The sequence below is a fragment of the Xylanibacter sp. genome, assembly GCF_057607445.1.
The window spans coordinates 147,770-164,909 of the sequence record NZ_DBLZAX010000001.1 but is presented as its reverse complement, the minus strand read 5'-3'; the positions used below and the strand labels follow the sequence as shown (position 1 = coordinate 164,909).

Here is a 17,140-nt window from a genome sequence, read left to right as displayed (position 1 = left end):
TTTTCCCTATATTTGCAAACAAGATCCCAAATAAGACTGCACAAAGATAACAATTAATGATCAATAAGAAGATTTATTAATAAGTTTTAACAGCGTTTCCTCTGTATTTTACATTAAAATATATTTGTGCAATCGTTATCTCGGCTGTTATTTAAGCTTAGCCAGCGCCTCCTTTATACGCCTCATAGCCTCACAAATATTCTCGTCACTTGTGGCATAGCTCATTCTGAAACAAGCAGGATCGCCGAAAGCATCGCCTGCCACTGTAGCTACGTGAGCCACTTCAAGCAGATACATCGCAAGGTCTGTAGAAGTATTTATGACATGCCCTTCATAGCTCTTGCCGAAGAAATTACTGCACTTCGGGAACAGGTAGAAAGCTCCTTCGGGAACATTAACCTCAAGGCCCGGTATCTCCTTTGCAAGTTTTACTATAAGGTCACGACGGCGGTGGAACGCCTGTCTCATTGTCTCGACACACTCCTGCGAAGCAGTGTATGCCTCAACTGCAGCCTTCTGGCTAACTGAGCAAGGACCGCTGGTATACTGTCCCTGAAGCTTGTTGCAGCCTTTCACGATCCATTCGGGAGCAGCAATATATCCGATACGCCATCCGGTCATTGCATAAGCCTTTGACACACCATTTACGATAATTGTCCTCTCCTTCATTCCGGGAACAAGCGCTATACTGTTATGCTTGCCAATATAGTTGATATGCTCATAAATCTCGTCGGCAATGACATACAGGTCTTCATGTCTTTTTATGACCTCAGCCAGTCCTTCGAGTTCTTCCTTTGAATAGACGCTTCCAGTAGGATTACTCGGAGAGCACAATATCAGCATTTTAGTTTTAGGTGTAATAGCCGCCTCAAGCTGCTGCGGAGTCATCTTGAAGTTCTGTTCGAACCCTGCCTCTACAATTACAGGCTCTCCTCCTGCCAGTTTAACCATCTGCGGATAACTAACCCAATATGGTGCCGGTATGATAACTTCGTCACCTTCATTAACGAGTGCCATCACAGCGTTGCAAACGCTCTGCTTTGCGCCGTTAGACACTAATATTTCATTGACTGTATATGTTAAGCCGTTCTCATTCTTAAGCTTTGCAACAATAGCCTCTCTCAAATCCATGTATCCCGGGACAGGTGAATATCTTGAGAAGTTGTTGTCAACAGCCTTCTTGGCAGCGTCCTTAATGTGGTCTGGCGTGTTAAAGTCTGGTTCACCCACGCTCATATTAATAACGTCAATACCTTGTGCTTTCATCTCGCCACTTTTCTGTGACATGGCGAGAGTGGCTGAAGGTGCCAAGCGATTAAGACGGTCTGATAATTGTGCCATTGTCATATATTAAATTTATGCTCCTGCAAATTTAAGCAATTTATTCGTTCTATAAAAATAAATGATGTTATATTTTTATTCCAATTATTAAAATGATTTTTTTACAAATGTTTTTTTTACAATTACAAATGTAAAGTATGTCCCATGCGGTCTTTTTTTGTCTTCAAGTACTTATAATCGTACTCGTTAGGCGTTATTTCGATTGGAACATTTTCAACAATTTCAAGGCCGTAAGCCTCAAGGCCTACACGCTTTGTAGGATTGTTGGTGATAAGTCGCATCTTGTGCACGCCGAGCTTGCGCAGCATCTGCGCGCCGCAGCCGTAGTCGCGCTCATCGGGCTTGAATCCGAGATGTATGTTTGCATCAACTGTATCAAGGCCTTCTTCCTGCAGCTTATAGGCCTCAATCTTGTTCATAAGTCCTATGCCGCGTCCTTCCTGCTGCATATATATCAGCACGCCCTTGCCTTCTTTCTCTATCATCTGCATTGCCTTGTGCAGCTGCTGTCCGCAATCGCAGCGCATGCTTCCGAACACATCTCCGGTGGCGCATGAAGAATGAACACGCACGAGCACAGGCTCGTCTTCTTTCCACTCACCCTTTATCAGAGCCATGTGCTCGAGTCCGCTGCTGGTCTGACGGAACGGAACAAGCTTGAAATGTCCGTATTCAGTCGGCATATCCACCATAGTGCCTACGCTTATCAGCGACTCTCGCTGCAGTCTGTATGCAATGAGGTCCTTAATTGTTATGACTTTAAGATTATATTTTGCTGCGAACTCCACGAGTTGCGGAAGACGTGCCATCGTACCGTCGTCGTTCATTATCTCCATCAGCGCACCTGCCGGATAAAGGCCAGAGAGCTTGCAGAGGTCTATTGTTGCCTCCGTGTGTCCGCTTCTTCTGAGCACGCCGTTGTCCTGTGCATAAAGCGGATTTACGTGGCCAGGGCGTCCGAATGTCCTTGGCGTAGCCTCCGGATCGGCAAGAGCCTTGATTGTCTCGGCCCTGTCGTGAGCCGACACACCGGTAGAGCAGCCTTCGAGCTTATCCACTGTAACAGTGAAAGGAGTGCCCAACACTGATGTGTTTTCTACAACCTGACGCGGAAGGTCAAGCTCATCGCATCTGCTTATCGTTATCGGCGCACAGAGCACACCACGAGCATGCTTCAGCATGAAATTAACCTTCTCTGCTGTAATTTTTTCAGCGGCAATAATAAGATCGCCCTCATTTTCGCGGTCTTCATCGTCTACGACAATTACAAACTCGCCTCTCTTGAAGTCCTCAAGAGCTTCTTCGATTGTATTAATTTTTAAATTTTCCATAAACAGCGTTTACCTTATTATATATATCAGGCCTTTGACGTGCCTGAGCTATTTAACTCTTCTATACGTGCTATCACGGCATCATTGGTCTGTCTGATGACCTTCAGGTCGCGCATGAGCCGCAGGCGGAAGCGCCACATGCGCAAATAGAGGAACAGGCCCACCGGAACGATGATTGCCGCAACCACATTCATCCATTTGCGGTCGAACGGGCGCGTATGTGCCTTTACTGCCATGAAAGGATAGGCGTTAAGACATGAAAGTATCACCTTGTCCTTCGTGTTCGACAAATCCTCGATGACAGTCTCTATCTTCTCGTTGATTTCCTCGATTGTATGGTCAGGCCTGTACTTGAAGAACACCTTAATTATATTAGGCGCAAGCCAAAGATTGTGTTCGCGGGCATAGTCGCCAATCTCTCGGTTCACTTCGGTCAGAGTTGCCGAGTCGGCCGCATAGTCGGGATCGGTTATTATAACCTCCTTCTTGAACACGGCACGCTTTATCCTGAGTCCGAACATCTTCATGAAGAAGTTGCGGTAGAGATCGAGATTGAACACGACAGAGTCGTTGTTGGCCTTGTATGTGAAGAATATTGCGAGCGGCGTAAGCACAGCCGTAGCGATGCTCTTACCGAACCATATTGCCCACATACCGCCTCGTGACATGCGGTAGCCCGTATTCTCGAAAATGTAATACACGATGAACACCAGCACGGAGATAATCACCGGAACGCCAAGTCCGCCCTTACGGATGATGGCGCCCAGGGGCGCACCGATAAAGAAGAATATCAGGCACGAAAGCGACAATGTAAACTTGTTGATGGCCTCTATCTTGTGCTGTCGTATAAGCTTGTCGCCGTCTGCCGTTATCATGCCCTTAAAGTCGAGGTCGTTCATTTCGCGCTGCACCTTGCTGAGGGCCGCATCAACAGCCTCAAGCTTTCTGTCGGCAGAAAGTCTCGAGTAGACAGAGTCGAAGCTGTAAGTCTTTGTCCCGGCCATCTTGACGGCTCTCAGAGAGTCTTTCTTTGACACAGCCACGGGAGAATAATACGACATCTTGGCATCTTTGTAGAACACACGGCCGACGCTGTCGTACACGTGATTAAGCGAGTCGACGTCGCGGTTGATCTGTCCGATGCTCTTTCCGCGTGCGTTGTTCGAGAGCGCGCTTGCGTCGGCAACGTTAAAGTCGGCATCGAAATCGAGCACTATTCTCTTCTTGACAAAGGTCTCGCGGCGATAAGGCACGCTTACGCCTGCCGAAAACTCCTGCGACTTCATGTTCTCAAACCATTCGCCGCTGTGCAGCGTAAGCACAAGATGCTTTTTCTCTGCCGTAGACTGCAGCATGCCCGAGTCGGCCAGAATTATGGCGGCATCGTCATAGCTGTCGGTCATCTTATAAATCATCACACCGTAGAGCATGCCTGTCTTTATGTCCTTTTTCTGCACATACAGGTTACACTGCGGAATGCCGTCATAGAATATACCCTCGGGAATCTCCAGTTCGGGACTCTTCTGCTTCATGGAAAGGAGCAGCCTCGAGAACGACATGTTGGCACTCGGAGCCACTACGTCCTGAAAATAGAAAGAGCCCAAGGCTATGAATATGACGATGACCACAAGCGAGCGGAACGCCTGCATAAGCGATATGCCCGCAGCCTTGATGGCCGTAAGCTCGCTGCTCTCGCCCAAGTTACCGAAGGCGATAAGCGACGAAAGCAGGATGGCCAGCGGAAGCGCCTGCGGCACGAGCATAAGACTCATATACCAGAAGAACTGGGCCAGCACGTCCATGGTCAGACCCTTACCGATGAGCTGGTCGACATAGCGCCAAAGAAACTGCATCATCAGCACGAACTGACATATAAAGAACGTTCCGACAAAGAGGAGTCCGAACTGTTTTGCGATAAATTTATCTAATTTTTTGACTCTAAGAATCATTTTTATGCTAATTCTGACATTTATACAGCAGATTTACCAGCTTGCAAAATTAGCACAAAAATATCACAAACCACAACGTTTTGCGTTTTTTATTTAATAAAAGATGTATAAGGCACCGCCATCCTGCCACGCCGCAACGCAAAGCAGTCAACAGCACAAGGCACGGCACCGCGCCCTAAAAGCGCATGCAAACGGCATGCCAAAGCCACGGACACCGGCACGAAACAATATGCCGGCGAGAGCCGCGAAGCCGCGCAACGCGGGATGACGGACACGCAAAAAAACAAAGGCTACGAAGCCGCTAAAGCCCCGTAGCCCGTCTAAGCGCACTGAGATTTGCCTGCCAGATATCCACCACGGTATCCTTTTCGCCCTCGGGGGCAAAGTCGGTTATCATCAGGACAAAATCACCCGTTACGTCACTTTTGTTCATTTTCAGCTCCCAATACGTGTCCTTATACTCCTCGCCACACCATCTGAAGCGTATATAGTCGAACTTCTTCTTGTCTATCACAGCCGAAGTTCTTATCTCATGGTCGCTCCACACGTTACCCCATGTGAAGGTAAACAAATCGCCATTAAGCCTCACTTCATCCGAAAGCCATTTGGCCAATCCTTCAGGCGTGCTCAGCATCGACCATATAAATCCGGCCGACTTAGAACGCAGCTCATGTTCAATGTTTACTTTGTTTTTCTCCATAGTTTAAAGGCATTTCATTGGTTATTTGCCACAAATTTACGTCTTTCGCATAAGATTTTGATAAAAAGTTGAAATATTTTTTGGTGTTTAAAGAAATTGTATTACCTTTGCAACCGCAAAGAAAAATGATGGCGGGGTAGCTCAGCTGGTTAGAGCGTCGGATTCATAATCCGGAGGTCGTGGGTTCGGGTCCCACCCCCGCTACAACAAGAGCCGCAACAGACGTTGCGGCTCTTTTATTTTATATTCCCTTAAGCCGATTTAAGCCCCAACCCTCCCCACACGCACCAACAAAAAAAGGCGGCAACCGGTCAACGCATGAACGGACAAAGCCTGCACGTAAAAACAAGTTGCCGCTCACACAAAAGAAACCACGAAGCAGACAAAGCACAAAATAGACAACAAGACAAGACGACCACAACAGACAACCAAATCAAGCAGTAACAGATAAACCACTATCGACAAGCCACAGCAGCACACGACACATTGACAGAATAAGCCCCAAAACGCTTGCATTTTGATTTACAACAAGGCTCCAGAACTCAGCTTTTCAGAAACAGACACGCATACGGCTTAAAATAACGCAAAAATCGTGTGCAATCATAAAGCACTGTAATACCGGACGATACGAAGGGCACAGACAAAATGTGCAATAAAAATCACCGGAAAGCAGTACGAAAAGCCACGTTTCAAGCAGCAAAAGCCGGTCAATACGGACGCGAAAGCTTGCCTTTTACAGAGCGAAAGGCATCAAACGGAAATGTGAAACCTATGTTCTTGCATTGTTTCGTAAAGAAAATTCCGAACAAGCCGCAAAACAACGGCTGCACAAATTCTATTTCGAGCAGAAACGCGTACAAAATCATAATGACACATTGCACCATAAAACAGCCATAATGCTTACACCCCACGGCATAGAACGAGGCTTCAGACAGACAACAGCCGGAGCAGAATCAAGCATCAAAGCACACGGACGGAAGACTGCTAAATCACTTGGTATCAGGTCATAAGATGCACAGCAACGTGCCATAACATACACGCAAAACACGATACAGACATGACGCAACAGACCACAAGAAGGCAAGTCCGGCGCAGCCAAAGCCGGAAAGGCCCGGCAAAACCCGGCGAAACACATTTCAAACGCCAAAACACCATGCACTGCCCGCATTTATTGTCCTAAATCAAAACATTTATAATTTTTGGTTGAAATATATTGTAAAATCAACGTTTTTTAGTAACTTTGCACTCTAAAAAACAGATAATTTTTAAAGACATGGCTGAAACAAAAAGAATCAAGACCGCACTCGTGTCCGTGTTTCACAAAGACGGACTCGACGAGCTGCTGGCTAAGCTGAACGAAGAAGGAGTAAAGTTTTTATCTACAGGCGGCACACAGAAGTTTATCGAGTCGCTCGGATATGAATGCCAGGCCGTAGAGAGCGTAACGACATATCCCTCTATCCTGGGAGGACGCGTGAAGACTCTTCACCCCAAAGTATTCGGAGGCATCCTCGGCCGCCGCGACAACGAAGGCGACCAGGAGCAGATGAAGCAGTATGAAATACCTGAAATCGACCTGGTTATCGTAGACCTCTATCCTTTCGAGCAGACCGTTGCAAGCGGAGCTTCTGAGGCCGACATAATCGAAAAGATAGACATTGGCGGAATATCTCTGATACGCGCCGGAGCAAAGAACTTCAAAGACGTGGTGATCGTGCCCAGCAAGGCTGAATACGGCGTGCTGCTCGACATCCTCAACAAGAAGGGCGCACAGACCGACATCGAAGACCGCCGCATGCTGGCTACACGCGCCTTCGGCGTAAGCAGCCACTACGACACCGCCATTCACGAATGGTTTGAAAAATAAGACACAGACAAGACAATCCGCTCGACGTCTTTCGCCCTGCCGGGCGAAAGACGCAAGACTTCAAGAAGAGACAATAAAATTATATTTATAGCTATAAACTTTATCAAGTAATGGGATTTTTTTCTTTTATCCAGGAGATCGCAATGGATCTCGGCACGGCCAACACCATCATTATCAGTGATGACAAGATTGTTGTTGACGAGCCGTCTGTAGTAGCGCTCGACCGCCGCACAGACAAAATGATAGCCGTAGGCGAAAAGGCTAAGATGATGTATGAGAAGACTCATGACAACATCCGCACGATACGCCCGCTGCGCGACGGCGTCATAGCCGACTTCACTGCCTGTGAGCAGATGATGCGCGGACTTATCAAGATGGTACACACCGGAAGACGTTTCTTCTCGCCTTCACTCCGCATGGTGATAGGCGTGCCGTCTGGCTCTACCGAAGTTGAGCTGCGCGCCGTGCGCGACTCTGCCGAGCATGCCGACGGACGCGACGTCTACCTCATATTCGAGCCTATGGCTGCTGCCATCGGCATCGGCATCGACGTTGAAGCTCCCGAAGGTAACATGATTGTCGACATCGGCGGCGGAAGCACCGAGATTGCCGTAATTTCTCTCGGAGGCATCGTGTCGAACAACTCTATCCGCACTGCCGGCGACGACCTCACTGCCGAAATTCAGGAGTACATGAGCCGCCAGCACAATGTCAAGGTCAGCGAACGTATGGCCGAGCGCATCAAGATACACGTAGGATCGGCACTGACAGACCTTGGAGAAGAAGCTCCCGAAGACTATGTAGTACACGGACCTAACAAGATTACGGCCCTGCCTATGGAGGTGCCCGTATGCTATCAGGAGATAGCCCACTGTCTTGACCGCACCATCGCCAAGATAGAGAACGCCGTGCTCTCTGCTCTCGAGAAGACTCCGCCTGAGCTTTATGCCGACATCGTAAAGAACGGTATCTACCTCACCGGAGGAGGCGCACTGCTCAGAGGTCTCGACAAACGTCTCACCGACAAGATTAACATCCAGTTCCACGTGGCCGACGATCCTTTGCACAGCGTAGCAAAAGGAGCGGGTATTGCATTGAAGAACGTTGACCGCTTCTCGTTCTTGATGAGATAAGCCATGCGCAACCTACTGGAATTTCTTGCGAAATATAACCACTGGTTTCTCTTTGTCATACTTGAAGTTATCAGCCTGACGCTGCTGTTCAGATTCAACAGCTATCAGGGCAGCGTGTTCTTCTCGTCGGCCAATGCCGTAACCGGAAAGGTATACGAATGGGACGCTGCAGTGAAGACATTCTTCAACCTGACAAAGATAAACCAGCAACTCAATACGCGCAACCTTTATCTCGAGCAGACAGTAAGGAAGCTGTCTGAACAGATAAAGAGCAACACGGGCGACTCTACACGCCTTCAGCGCGCACAGATGGAGATACTGAAAGACTACAAGCTCATACCGGCAAAGGTTATAACCAACTCTATCGACAAGAGAGACAACTTTATAACCCTTGACAAAGGCTCGGCCGACGGCGTGCGCAAGGACATGGGCGTGGCCTGTGGAAACGGCGTCGTGGGCGTAGTTTACATGGTGTCAGAGCATTATTCTGTGGTCATACCGGTGCTCAACTCCAAGTCGAACATCAGCGTCACCATCAAGAAGCGCGGCTATTACGGATATCTGCACTGGACAGGCGGTGCGGCAGAGCTGGCCTATGTTGACGACATCCCGCGCCACGCACACTTCCGTCTCGGCGACCTTGTTGAGACGAGCGGCTACTCTTCGATATTCCCTCCGGGCATTATCGTAGGACAGATACTGCACGTATACAACTCGCACGACGGACTCTCTTACAGAATACAGGTGCGTCTTACAACTGATTTCGGCAACATCCGCGACGTATGCATCATTGACAATTCGGCAATGGAGGAGCGCATCAACCTGCTCCGCTCGGCTGAAGACTCATTAAAAATAAAGCAGAACTAAGGATAACGACAACAGAATGAACATAGAAATAATAAAACAGTTTCTCACATTCATCATCCTATGTCTGGCACAGGCTCTGGTGCTCAACCACATCAACTTGTTCGGTTGCGCCACGCCGCTGCTGTATGTATATTTCATACTGCTGTTCAGACACGACTATCCCCGATGGGGCACACTGCTTTGGAGCTTCTTCACAGGCCTCTGCATCGACATTTTCTCCAACACTCCGGGCGTGGCGGCAACGTCGACCACACTGCTCGGCCTGATGCAGCCATACGTCCTCAATCTGTTCATACAGCGTGACTCGCCTGAAGACCTCAAGCCTACGATAAGATCGTTGGGCATGGCAAAATTTATCTACTACACGATAATATGCGTTTTCGCTTACAATATCATATTCTTCACCATTGAGTCGTTCAACTTCTTCAACTGGCTGCAATGGCTCAAAAACATCGGTGGAAGCACCGTGCTCACCGTAATCCTGATAATTGTAATCGAAAACGTCAGAAAAAGATAATGTTCTAAAAGCAGGAAAGGCCGGATTATGGACAAGGAATACGGACTTGAATACAGACGTTATGTCATTGCGGGAGTGGCTATATTCATAGTCACCGTCTACATCATACGCCTTTTCACGCTGCAGATAATGAGCGACGACTACAAGAAAAACGCCGACAGCAACGCTTTCCTCAAGAAAGTTGAGTTTCCGGCGCGTGGCGTCATATCCGACAGAAACGGCAAACTGCTCGTATACAACCAGAATGCCTACGACATAATGGTGGTGATGAACGAGGAGAAAGGAAGACTCGACACCACCGAATTCTGCAATTCTCTTGGCATAACAAAAGAGTTTTTCATCAAGAGAATGGAGGAGATAAAAGACCGCAACAAGAATCCCGGCTACTCACGCTTCACGCAGCAGCTCTTCATGAGCCAGCTGTCAGAAAAAGAGTTCAGCGTATTCCAGGAAAAGATTTACCGTTTTCCGGGCTTCTACGTACAGCGCCGAAGCGTAAGACAATACACCATGCCGTATGCCGCACACGTACTTGGCGACGTGGCTGAAGTGTCGGCAGCCGACATAGAGGAAGATTCCTACTATCAGCCCGGCGACTACATAGGCAAGATGGGCGTGGAGAAGTCATACGAAAAGCAGCTGCGCGGCGAGAAGGGCGTGCAGATAATGCTGCGCGACGCCCACGGCCGGATACAGGGCAGCTACATGAACGGAAAGTTCGACCGCAGGCCTGTGCCGGGCAAAGACCTCACTCTGAGCCTCGACATAAAACTGCAGGCACTGGGCGAGAGGCTCCTTGAGGGAAAGATAGGCAGCATCGTGGCCATCGAGCCGTCCACCGGCGAGGTGCTGTGCATGGTATCATCGCCTACATACGACCCGAGGACAGTAACTGGACGCAAGCGCGGAAAGATGCACGCCATGCTCTCACGCAACCCGTGGAAGCCGCTGCTCAATCGCTCTATCATGGGTATGTATCCTCCGGGCTCAACATTCAAGACCACACAAGGCCTCACCTTCCTTACCGAAGGCATAATCGGCCCGGGCACATCGTTCCCCTGCCATCACGGATTCTACTGCCGCGGACTCCACGTTGGATGCCACGGCCACGCCTCACCCATAAGCCTTGTACCAGCAATAGGAACATCCTGCAACGGCTACTTCTGCTGGGGACTCTACTATATGCTCGGCAACAGGAAGAAATACAAGAACGTACAGGAAGGCATGAACACATGGCGCGACTACATGGTGAGCATGGGATTCGGCTACAAACTGGGCATCGACCTGTCCGGAGAGAAGCGAGGCCTGATACCAAACGCACAATATTACGACAAGGCATACAGGGGTTCATGGAATGCCCTGACCGTAATCAGCATCGCCATAGGACAGGGCGAGGTGCTGCTTACGCCGCTGCAGATAGCCAACCTCGGGGCAACGATAGCCAACCGCGGATACTTCTACACACCGCACGTGGTGAAGAAGGTGAAAGGCGAACAGCTCGAAGCCAAGTTCAGAGAGAAACATTACACAAAAGCCAGCCGCAGGGCATACGAATATATCGTGGCAGGCATGAGGCGTGCAGTAACCGGAGGAACATGCCGCGCCGCCGACAGGGCCGACTATGAGGTGTGCGGAAAGACCGGTACGGCACAGAACCACGGACAAGACCACTCTATCTTCATGGGCTTCGCGCCGATGAACAATCCTAAGATAGCCATCGCCGTGTATGTAGAAAACGGCGGATTTGGCGCCGACTATGGTGTGCCTATCGGTGCACTTATGATGGAACAGTATATCAAAGGCAAGCTCTCGCCCGAATCAGAGAAGAGGGCGACCGACTTCCAGCGCAGACGTATAAGTTATGGGGCAGCAAACAGATAAACAACCAAGCGTACTTCGTTCGCTCGACTGGTGGACGATAGGCATATATTTGGCTCTGCTGGCATTCGGCTGGCTGAGCGTGTGCGGTGCAAGCTATACCTACGGCGACACCGACATATTCAGTCTGAGCACACGCTCGGGCATGCAGATAGTGTGGATAGGCACGTCTATCTGCCTCGGCTTCGTGCTGCTGATGCTCGACGACCGCTTCTACGACACGTTCGCCTATATCATATACGCCATACTGCTGTTGCTGCTGTTTGCAACGATATTCAACCCCCACGAGATAAAAGGCTCGCGCTCATGGCTCGTGCTTGGCCCGCTGCGACTGCAGCCTGCCGAGTTTGCCAAGTTTGCCACAGCCCTTGCCGTGTCGAAACTTATGAGCACATACGGCTTCAACATGCACAGATGGAAAGACATGGCGGCCGCCTTCGCGGTGGTATTGCTGCCGATGCTCTTCATCGTGGCACAGAAAGAAACAGGCTCGGCACTGGTCTACATATCCTTCTTCCTCATGTTCTACCGCGAGGGAATGACCGGCAGCGTACTGTTCACGGGCGTTGCAATGGTTATCTATTTCGTTGTGGGCATACGTTACGAGGAAGCTCTGATGTTCGACACTACGACATCAATAGGCAAGTTTGCCGTATTGCTGCTCGTACAGATATTCACGTCGGGCATGGTCTACGTCTACTGCAAGGACAAGCAGCAGGCCCTGACCATACTTGTCTACTCTGTAGGCATAACTCTCCTTGCGCTTCTTTTCGCCGTGTTCGTCATCCCGTTCGACATCGTATGGGTGCAGCTGGCTGTCAGCGCAGGTCTTGTGGGATATCTGGTCTACCTTTGGATGAACAGGCGCATAAAGCACTATCTTTACATCCTGCTGTTCACAATCGGCTCAATAGCCTTCTTCTATTCGGCCGACTATGTGCTCAACAATATCATGGAGCCCCACCAGAGGGTGCGTATCAACGTTCTGCTCGGCCTCGACGAAGACCTTGCCGGAGCGGGATACAACGTCCACCAGAGCGAGATAGCCATAGGCTCGGGCGGACTTAAAGGCAAAGGATTTCTGAACGGCACACAGACCAAACTGAAATTCGTGCCCGAACAGGACACCGACTTCATCTTCTGCACCGTGGGAGAAGAAGAAGGCTTCCTCGGTTCGGCAGGCGTGCTGCTGCTGTTCCTTGCGCTCATACTGCGCCTTATAAAGATGGCCGAACGGCAGCCGTTCAAGTTTGGCCGTGTCTACGGCTACTGCGTGCTGAGCATATTCCTCTTCCACGTGTTCATCAACGTGGGCATGGTGCTCGGTCTTACGCCTGTCATAGGTATCCCCCTGCCCTTCTTCAGCTATGGAGGTTCGTCATTATGGGGCTTCACCATACTGCTGTTCATTTTCCTTAGAATTGACGCGGGACGCAACCTGATAAGGACATAACGCAGAAAACCGCTATAACCACGGCAACAAGCCGTCGAGGCTATATGCGCATAAATATATTATAAAAGCAACAAATGCGGCACTACGCACAACAGGTACGTGATGCCGCATTTATATTTTCTCTGGAACAAGAATCAGGCTAGACTTGAACTAAAAAATTTTTCTTAAAAACTCATCACTCATCACATAAGTGCTTAACATATTGGACCTCAATATCTTAGAGTATGACGAGTTGAAGCCTCAACTCATCACACCATATCTCACTGACTGTCAAAACGTTAATGGCGCTTGTGATGAGTGATAAGTTTCTAAGAAAAATATTTTTCAATTAAACCGACACTGGCCACAGCCTATGCCAAAGCATAGCTTTCGCAACGCAAAAGGACGTATTCCGGCATGCAAAAGCATACGTTTCACAATGCGGTTTAGTGCCTTTTACAAACAATAGCAGCATATATACAAATGAAAGTAATGCCTGCATGACGGCATATCCCGCAAGATATCAACAATTATAAATGTCAGGAAACGGGATGAGAAGTAGGGCTGGAAACAATAAAAGTGAAAATTCACTGTGGAATTTTCACTTTTATAAATATCTATGCACTTATATTTCTTAATGTGCCGAATATCAGAATTAGTCGAGCTGAGCCAGCTTGTTGTCTGAACCGAGCACGTTTGTGATCTTGTGCTTGTACATTTCCTCCATGAGGTCGCGTGCAGGTCCGCAGTATTTACGCGGGTCGAACTCAGCAGGTTTCTCAGCCAAAGTCTTACGAACAGCAGCTGTGAAAGCCAGACGAGAGTCAGAGTCGATGTTAATCTTGCAAACGGCGCTCTTAGAAGCCTTGCGAAGCTGCTCTTCAGGAATACCAACAGCGTCGGGCAGTTTGCCGCCGTACTGGTTGATGATGTCAACATACTCCTGAGGAACTGAAGAAGAACCGTGGAGCACGATTGGGAATCCGGGAAGCTGCTGCATGATAGCATCAAGAATATCGAATGCCAATGGAGGAGGAACCAGGCGGCCAGTCTTCGGGTCGCGTGTGCACTGCTCCGGCTTAAACTTGTAAGCTCCGTGGCTTGTACCGATAGAGATAGCGAGAGAGTCAACGCCAGTCTTGCTTGTGAAGTCGATAACTTCCTCAGGCTTTGTATAGTGAGAAACCTCAGAAGCAACCTCGTCCTCAACGCCGGCGAGCACACCGAGCTCACCCTCTACAGTAACGTCATACTGATGAGCATACTCAACAACCTTTTTAGTAAGAGCAACATTCTCGTCATAAGGCAGGGCAGAACCGTCTATCATAACAGAAGAGAAGCCCATGTCTACACAGCTCTTGCAAAGCTCGAAGCTGTCACCGTGGTCAAGGTGAAGTGCTATCTCAGGATGAGCGCAGCCAAGTTCCTTAGCATACTCTACAGCACCCTGAGCCATATACTCGAGCAGTGTCTGGTTGGCATAGTTGCGCGCACCTTTAGAAACCTGCAGGATTACCGGAGACTTCAGTTCTGAAGAAGCCTTGATGATAGCCTGAAGCTGCTCCATGTTATTGAAGTTGAATGCCGGAATGGCGTAACCGCCGTTAATGGCTCTTTTAAACATCTCGCGGGTGTTTACCAAGCCTAGTGTCTTATAACTTACCATAATACCTTTTTTTATGTTTTATAAATAAACGTTCTGTTACACAGCGCAAAGTTAGTATTTTAATTTCTCAATACAAAAGAATAATCCAACTTTTAGTGTTGCATTCCGGTGAATTTTCAGATTAATTGTACATTGCCCAAAAACGGCATAATATTTTGCAATGTGAGTTTTACAATTAATTGCAGAATGCCAGACATGTGCCGCGGCATAAAAACATAAAGGAAGCAAAACTGTTAAAAGACGGTTATTTAGATAAGGGCATAAAAAAAGGAGTACCGCTGTACTCCAACCTTGTTAACCTTAAATCTAATACTATGAAAAACACGATGCAAAGGTACGGATTTTTTACTAATATGCAATATTTTGAGTGTATAAAATGCAATATAACAGTGATTTGTTGATTTAAATCAATATTTAAGGCAAGGAGTTAAAGCAGTTAGAGGAGTCAGAGTAGTTAAAGTCATTGGTTTTGTTGATATATTTCAATAAATTTTCTGCTATCTTTACAAACCGGACATAACCTGAATACTAATGACTTTAACTACTCTGACTCCTCTAACTACTTTAACTCCTTAAACGGAACTATATCTCCTCGATTATCTTCTTCAGCAGATACGTGGCGTTCTGGTTGCGTGCCACGCCGGGCGTTATCTTGTAGGTGTAGGTTATGTTACCGCCCAGCTCTATCTCAAAGCACCAGTTGTGGAAGCGCGACGGGGCATCGTCCTCCATCTTCGACAGTTCGAGGTCGTGGGTGGCTATTATGCCTGACACGGGCAGGCGGGATATTTCCTGAAGAAAAAGACGCGAGCCGTTGAGCTTGTCGAGCGAGTTGGTGCCCTTCAGAATCTCGTCGAGTATTATCAGCGTGCGGGCTGCATGCTTGCAGCTCTCTATCAACTGGCGCAGACGGAGCAGCTCAGCGTTGAAGTAGGATATGCCGCGGCTCAGGTCGTCGGCGGTGCGCATGCTGCTGAAAAGGTTGAACACCGACACGCGCAGCGACTCGGCAAACACGGGCATTCCGTTCATTGCTAGAATGTAGTTGACGCCTATAGAGCGCAAGAAGGTGCTCTTGCCAGCCATGTTTGCACCGGTTACGATATAATAGTTGCCGTCATCAATGATGAAATCGTTGCGCACGGCCTTGGCTCCGAGGAAGGGGTGATAAATGCCCTTGGCTTCATACACCACTCCGTCTGCCTCAACCACCTCTGCCGCCACAGCCTGCTGCTCGTTGTAGCTGTATACAGCCATCGACACAAGAGCGTCGATCTGGCTCACGCAGCCGGTCCAGTCGGCTATACGCTCCATATAGTGGCGCTGCCATCTGAGGAAACGGCGCACGAGGAAAAAGTCGCTCAGGGCAAACATGTTGAACAGAATAAGTCCGATGAAGTTGCCACGGCGGTCGAGACTTTTCAGAATATCTGACAGCTCTCCAAACGAAGTCAGCGCGCCGTCGTCGCCCGATGTCAGCCTGCTGCGCAAGTCGCGCAGGCATTCGCTCTCAAACTCTGCACAGCCTATGTGGCGTATCAGTCCGATATAGTCGTGCAGATGTGCGTGCAACTTCTCGACGGCGCGGCTTATTTGGCGCAGCGACCTCATGTTGAGGGCTATGACGAGGAACATCTGCACCACGCCCCACATGACGGCAAGCGACGACGGAACAATGCCCACTATTGCCAATACCATGACGGCAATGAAGCCTGCTATGGCGGCCCATGCCACCACGAGAGCAAGCATGCTGCCTGCCTGAGGAGCAATGTTCATGGCGCTAATCTCACTGACCACACGGTTTATCATCGCAGTGTCGATGGCTTCGCCCTTCTTCTTTGTGTCCGACGCCAAACGCTGACCGAGCGCCAGAAACTCCGTGCGCCAGCTCTCCATGCCCGCCAGTTCGGCTATGGCGCGGCGGCGTGCCTCTATCTCAGCCTTGTCTTTAAGCAGACTTTGGAACGATGAAGCCAAAAAGTCGCTTCCGCCGGTGGTTACCGTACGGTTAATGCGGTTGAAGAGCGAGTCGCGGCCGAACACGTCCATGTCGTAAGTGAACGCGTGCGACGAGTCGATGTAGCGGCTTCCGCTGCCAAAGCAGCTGTAGTCGCCGCGCAGATAGCTCAGTTCCTTCTCATACACCTGGCGCCGGCGGCGCAGCATGTCGGTGGTCTCGCTGTTGCGCACGTCAGCACGGCGAGCCACTACATAGGCTGCCATAAACGCCACGGCAAGGCAAAGCAGACCTACGGGCAGTCCGCGCAGACAGAAGAACACAAAGGCCAGCACGGCAAGGCAAAACGTCACAAGTTCCATTGCCACATAGGTGCGCCCCTTGCGCTTCAGCCGCTGTATCATGGCCGACAGGCTTTCTACCTGCCGCGAATAAAACTCTTGTCTGTTGTCCATATTCTGTTTTTTCTTTTTATTGTTATTATTATGTCTTCGGTTTTGCC

The 17,140-nt window shown here is 49.2% G+C and carries 12 protein-coding genes and 1 tRNA gene; 7 read left to right on the top strand and 6 right to left on the bottom strand.

The genetic code is table 11. The annotated features are described in order from the left end of the window. Nucleotides 1-147: 147 nt before the first annotated feature. The 4 genes from ACZMIG_RS00690 to ACZMIG_RS00675 all read right to left on the bottom strand — a co-directional run bounded on the left by ACZMIG_RS00690 (nucleotide 148) and on the right by ACZMIG_RS00675 (nucleotide 5,321). On the bottom strand, nucleotides 148-1,341 hold the full coding sequence (locus ACZMIG_RS00690) for a pyridoxal phosphate-dependent aminotransferase (RefSeq protein ID WP_125105553.1): 1,194 nt from the start codon (nucleotides 1,339-1,341) through the stop codon (nucleotides 148-150). A gap of 122 nt (nucleotides 1,342-1,463) precedes the next feature. Further along, the gene (locus tag ACZMIG_RS00685) at nucleotides 1,464-2,672 is read right to left on the bottom strand and encodes a bifunctional 3,4-dihydroxy-2-butanone-4-phosphate synthase/GTP cyclohydrolase II (protein WP_021855240.1); all 1,209 of its coding nucleotides are present in this window, start codon (nucleotides 2,670-2,672) and stop codon (nucleotides 1,464-1,466) included. Nucleotides 2,673-2,698: 26 nt separating this feature from the next. Next, a complete protein-coding gene (locus tag ACZMIG_RS00680) occupies nucleotides 2,699-4,618 on the bottom strand; it encodes an LptF/LptG family permease (protein WP_487888946.1) in 1,920 nt (639 codons plus the stop codon). A 304-nt stretch (nucleotides 4,619-4,922) separates the two neighbouring features. Next, nucleotides 4,923-5,321 (bottom strand): START-like domain-containing protein, encoded by a 399-nt coding sequence (locus ACZMIG_RS00675; protein WP_021855238.1) that lies wholly within the window; start codon nucleotides 5,319-5,321, stop codon nucleotides 4,923-4,925. Between the two features lie 130 nt (nucleotides 5,322-5,451). Here ACZMIG_RS00675 and ACZMIG_RS00670 point away from each other — a divergent pair. The 7 genes from ACZMIG_RS00670 (at nucleotide 5,452) to rodA (ending at nucleotide 13,036) form a co-directional block, all read left to right on the top strand. Beyond that, nucleotides 5,452-5,525: transfer RNA gene (locus ACZMIG_RS00670), tRNA-Met, on the top strand. Nucleotides 5,526-6,594: 1,069 nt separating this feature from the next. After that, nucleotides 6,595-7,188: an IMP cyclohydrolase gene (locus tag ACZMIG_RS00665; protein WP_021855236.1), complete on the top strand. Its 594-nt coding sequence runs from the start codon at nucleotides 6,595-6,597 to the stop codon at nucleotides 7,186-7,188. 110 nt (nucleotides 7,189-7,298) lie between these two features. Next, nucleotides 7,299-8,321, top strand: a complete 1,023-nt coding sequence (locus ACZMIG_RS00660; RefSeq protein ID WP_021855235.1) for a rod shape-determining protein — start codon at nucleotides 7,299-7,301, stop codon at nucleotides 8,319-8,321. Between the two features lie 3 nt (nucleotides 8,322-8,324). After that, complete coding sequence (gene mreC / locus ACZMIG_RS00655) at nucleotides 8,325-9,188, top strand: rod shape-determining protein MreC (protein WP_021855234.1); 864 nt, start codon at nucleotides 8,325-8,327, stop codon at nucleotides 9,186-9,188. Between the two features lie 16 nt (nucleotides 9,189-9,204). Next, nucleotides 9,205-9,705: a rod shape-determining protein MreD gene (gene mreD, locus ACZMIG_RS00650; RefSeq protein ID WP_021855233.1), complete on the top strand. Its 501-nt coding sequence runs from the start codon at nucleotides 9,205-9,207 to the stop codon at nucleotides 9,703-9,705. A gap of 27 nt (nucleotides 9,706-9,732) precedes the next feature. Continuing rightward, nucleotides 9,733-11,586 (top strand): penicillin-binding protein 2, encoded by a 1,854-nt coding sequence (mrdA, locus tag ACZMIG_RS00645; RefSeq protein ID WP_021855232.1) that lies wholly within the window; start codon nucleotides 9,733-9,735, stop codon nucleotides 11,584-11,586. Beyond that, the gene (rodA, locus tag ACZMIG_RS00640; RefSeq protein ID WP_053397313.1) at nucleotides 11,567-13,036 is read left to right on the top strand and encodes a rod shape-determining protein RodA; all 1,470 of its coding nucleotides are present in this window, start codon (nucleotides 11,567-11,569) and stop codon (nucleotides 13,034-13,036) included. Before mrdA ends, rodA begins: the two co-directional genes overlap by 20 nt. Nucleotides 13,037-13,670: 634 nt before the next feature. Here rodA and ACZMIG_RS00635 read toward each other — a convergent pair. Together ACZMIG_RS00635 and ACZMIG_RS00630 are read right to left on the bottom strand one after the other, a co-directional pair. After that, entirely contained in the window at nucleotides 13,671-14,681 is a 1,011-nt protein-coding gene (locus ACZMIG_RS00635; protein ID WP_021855229.1) for a class II fructose-bisphosphate aldolase, read from the bottom strand. A gap of 582 nt (nucleotides 14,682-15,263) precedes the next feature. After that, the gene (locus ACZMIG_RS00630; protein WP_418873997.1) at nucleotides 15,264-17,093 is read right to left on the bottom strand and encodes a MutS-related protein; all 1,830 of its coding nucleotides are present in this window, start codon (nucleotides 17,091-17,093) and stop codon (nucleotides 15,264-15,266) included. Nucleotides 17,094-17,140 lie beyond the last annotated feature (47 nt).

Coding starts and splice junctions, on each gene's coding strand:
- ACZMIG_RS00630 (WP_418873997.1), bottom strand. CDS start 17,093: ATGGACAACAGACAAGAGTTTTATTCGCGGCAGGTAGAAAGCCTGTCG.
- ACZMIG_RS00660 (WP_021855235.1), top strand. CDS start 7,299: ATGGGATTTTTTTCTTTTATCCAGGAGATCGCAATGGATCTCGGCACG.
- mreD (WP_021855233.1), top strand. CDS start 9,205: ATGAACATAGAAATAATAAAACAGTTTCTCACATTCATCATCCTATGT.
- ACZMIG_RS00635 (WP_021855229.1), bottom strand. CDS start 14,681: ATGGTAAGTTATAAGACACTAGGCTTGGTAAACACCCGCGAGATGTTT.
- ACZMIG_RS00665 (WP_021855236.1), top strand. CDS start 6,595: ATGGCTGAAACAAAAAGAATCAAGACCGCACTCGTGTCCGTGTTTCAC.
- mrdA (WP_021855232.1), top strand. CDS start 9,733: ATGGACAAGGAATACGGACTTGAATACAGACGTTATGTCATTGCGGGA.
- ACZMIG_RS00685 (WP_021855240.1), bottom strand. CDS start 2,672: ATGGAAAATTTAAAAATTAATACAATCGAAGAAGCTCTTGAGGACTTC.
- mreC (WP_021855234.1), top strand. CDS start 8,325: ATGCGCAACCTACTGGAATTTCTTGCGAAATATAACCACTGGTTTCTC.
- ACZMIG_RS00690 (WP_125105553.1), bottom strand. CDS start 1,341: ATGGCACAATTATCAGACCGTCTTAATCGCTTGGCACCTTCAGCCACT.
- ACZMIG_RS00675 (WP_021855238.1), bottom strand. CDS start 5,321: ATGGAGAAAAACAAAGTAAACATTGAACATGAGCTGCGTTCTAAGTCG.
- rodA (WP_053397313.1), top strand. CDS start 11,567: ATGGGGCAGCAAACAGATAAACAACCAAGCGTACTTCGTTCGCTCGAC.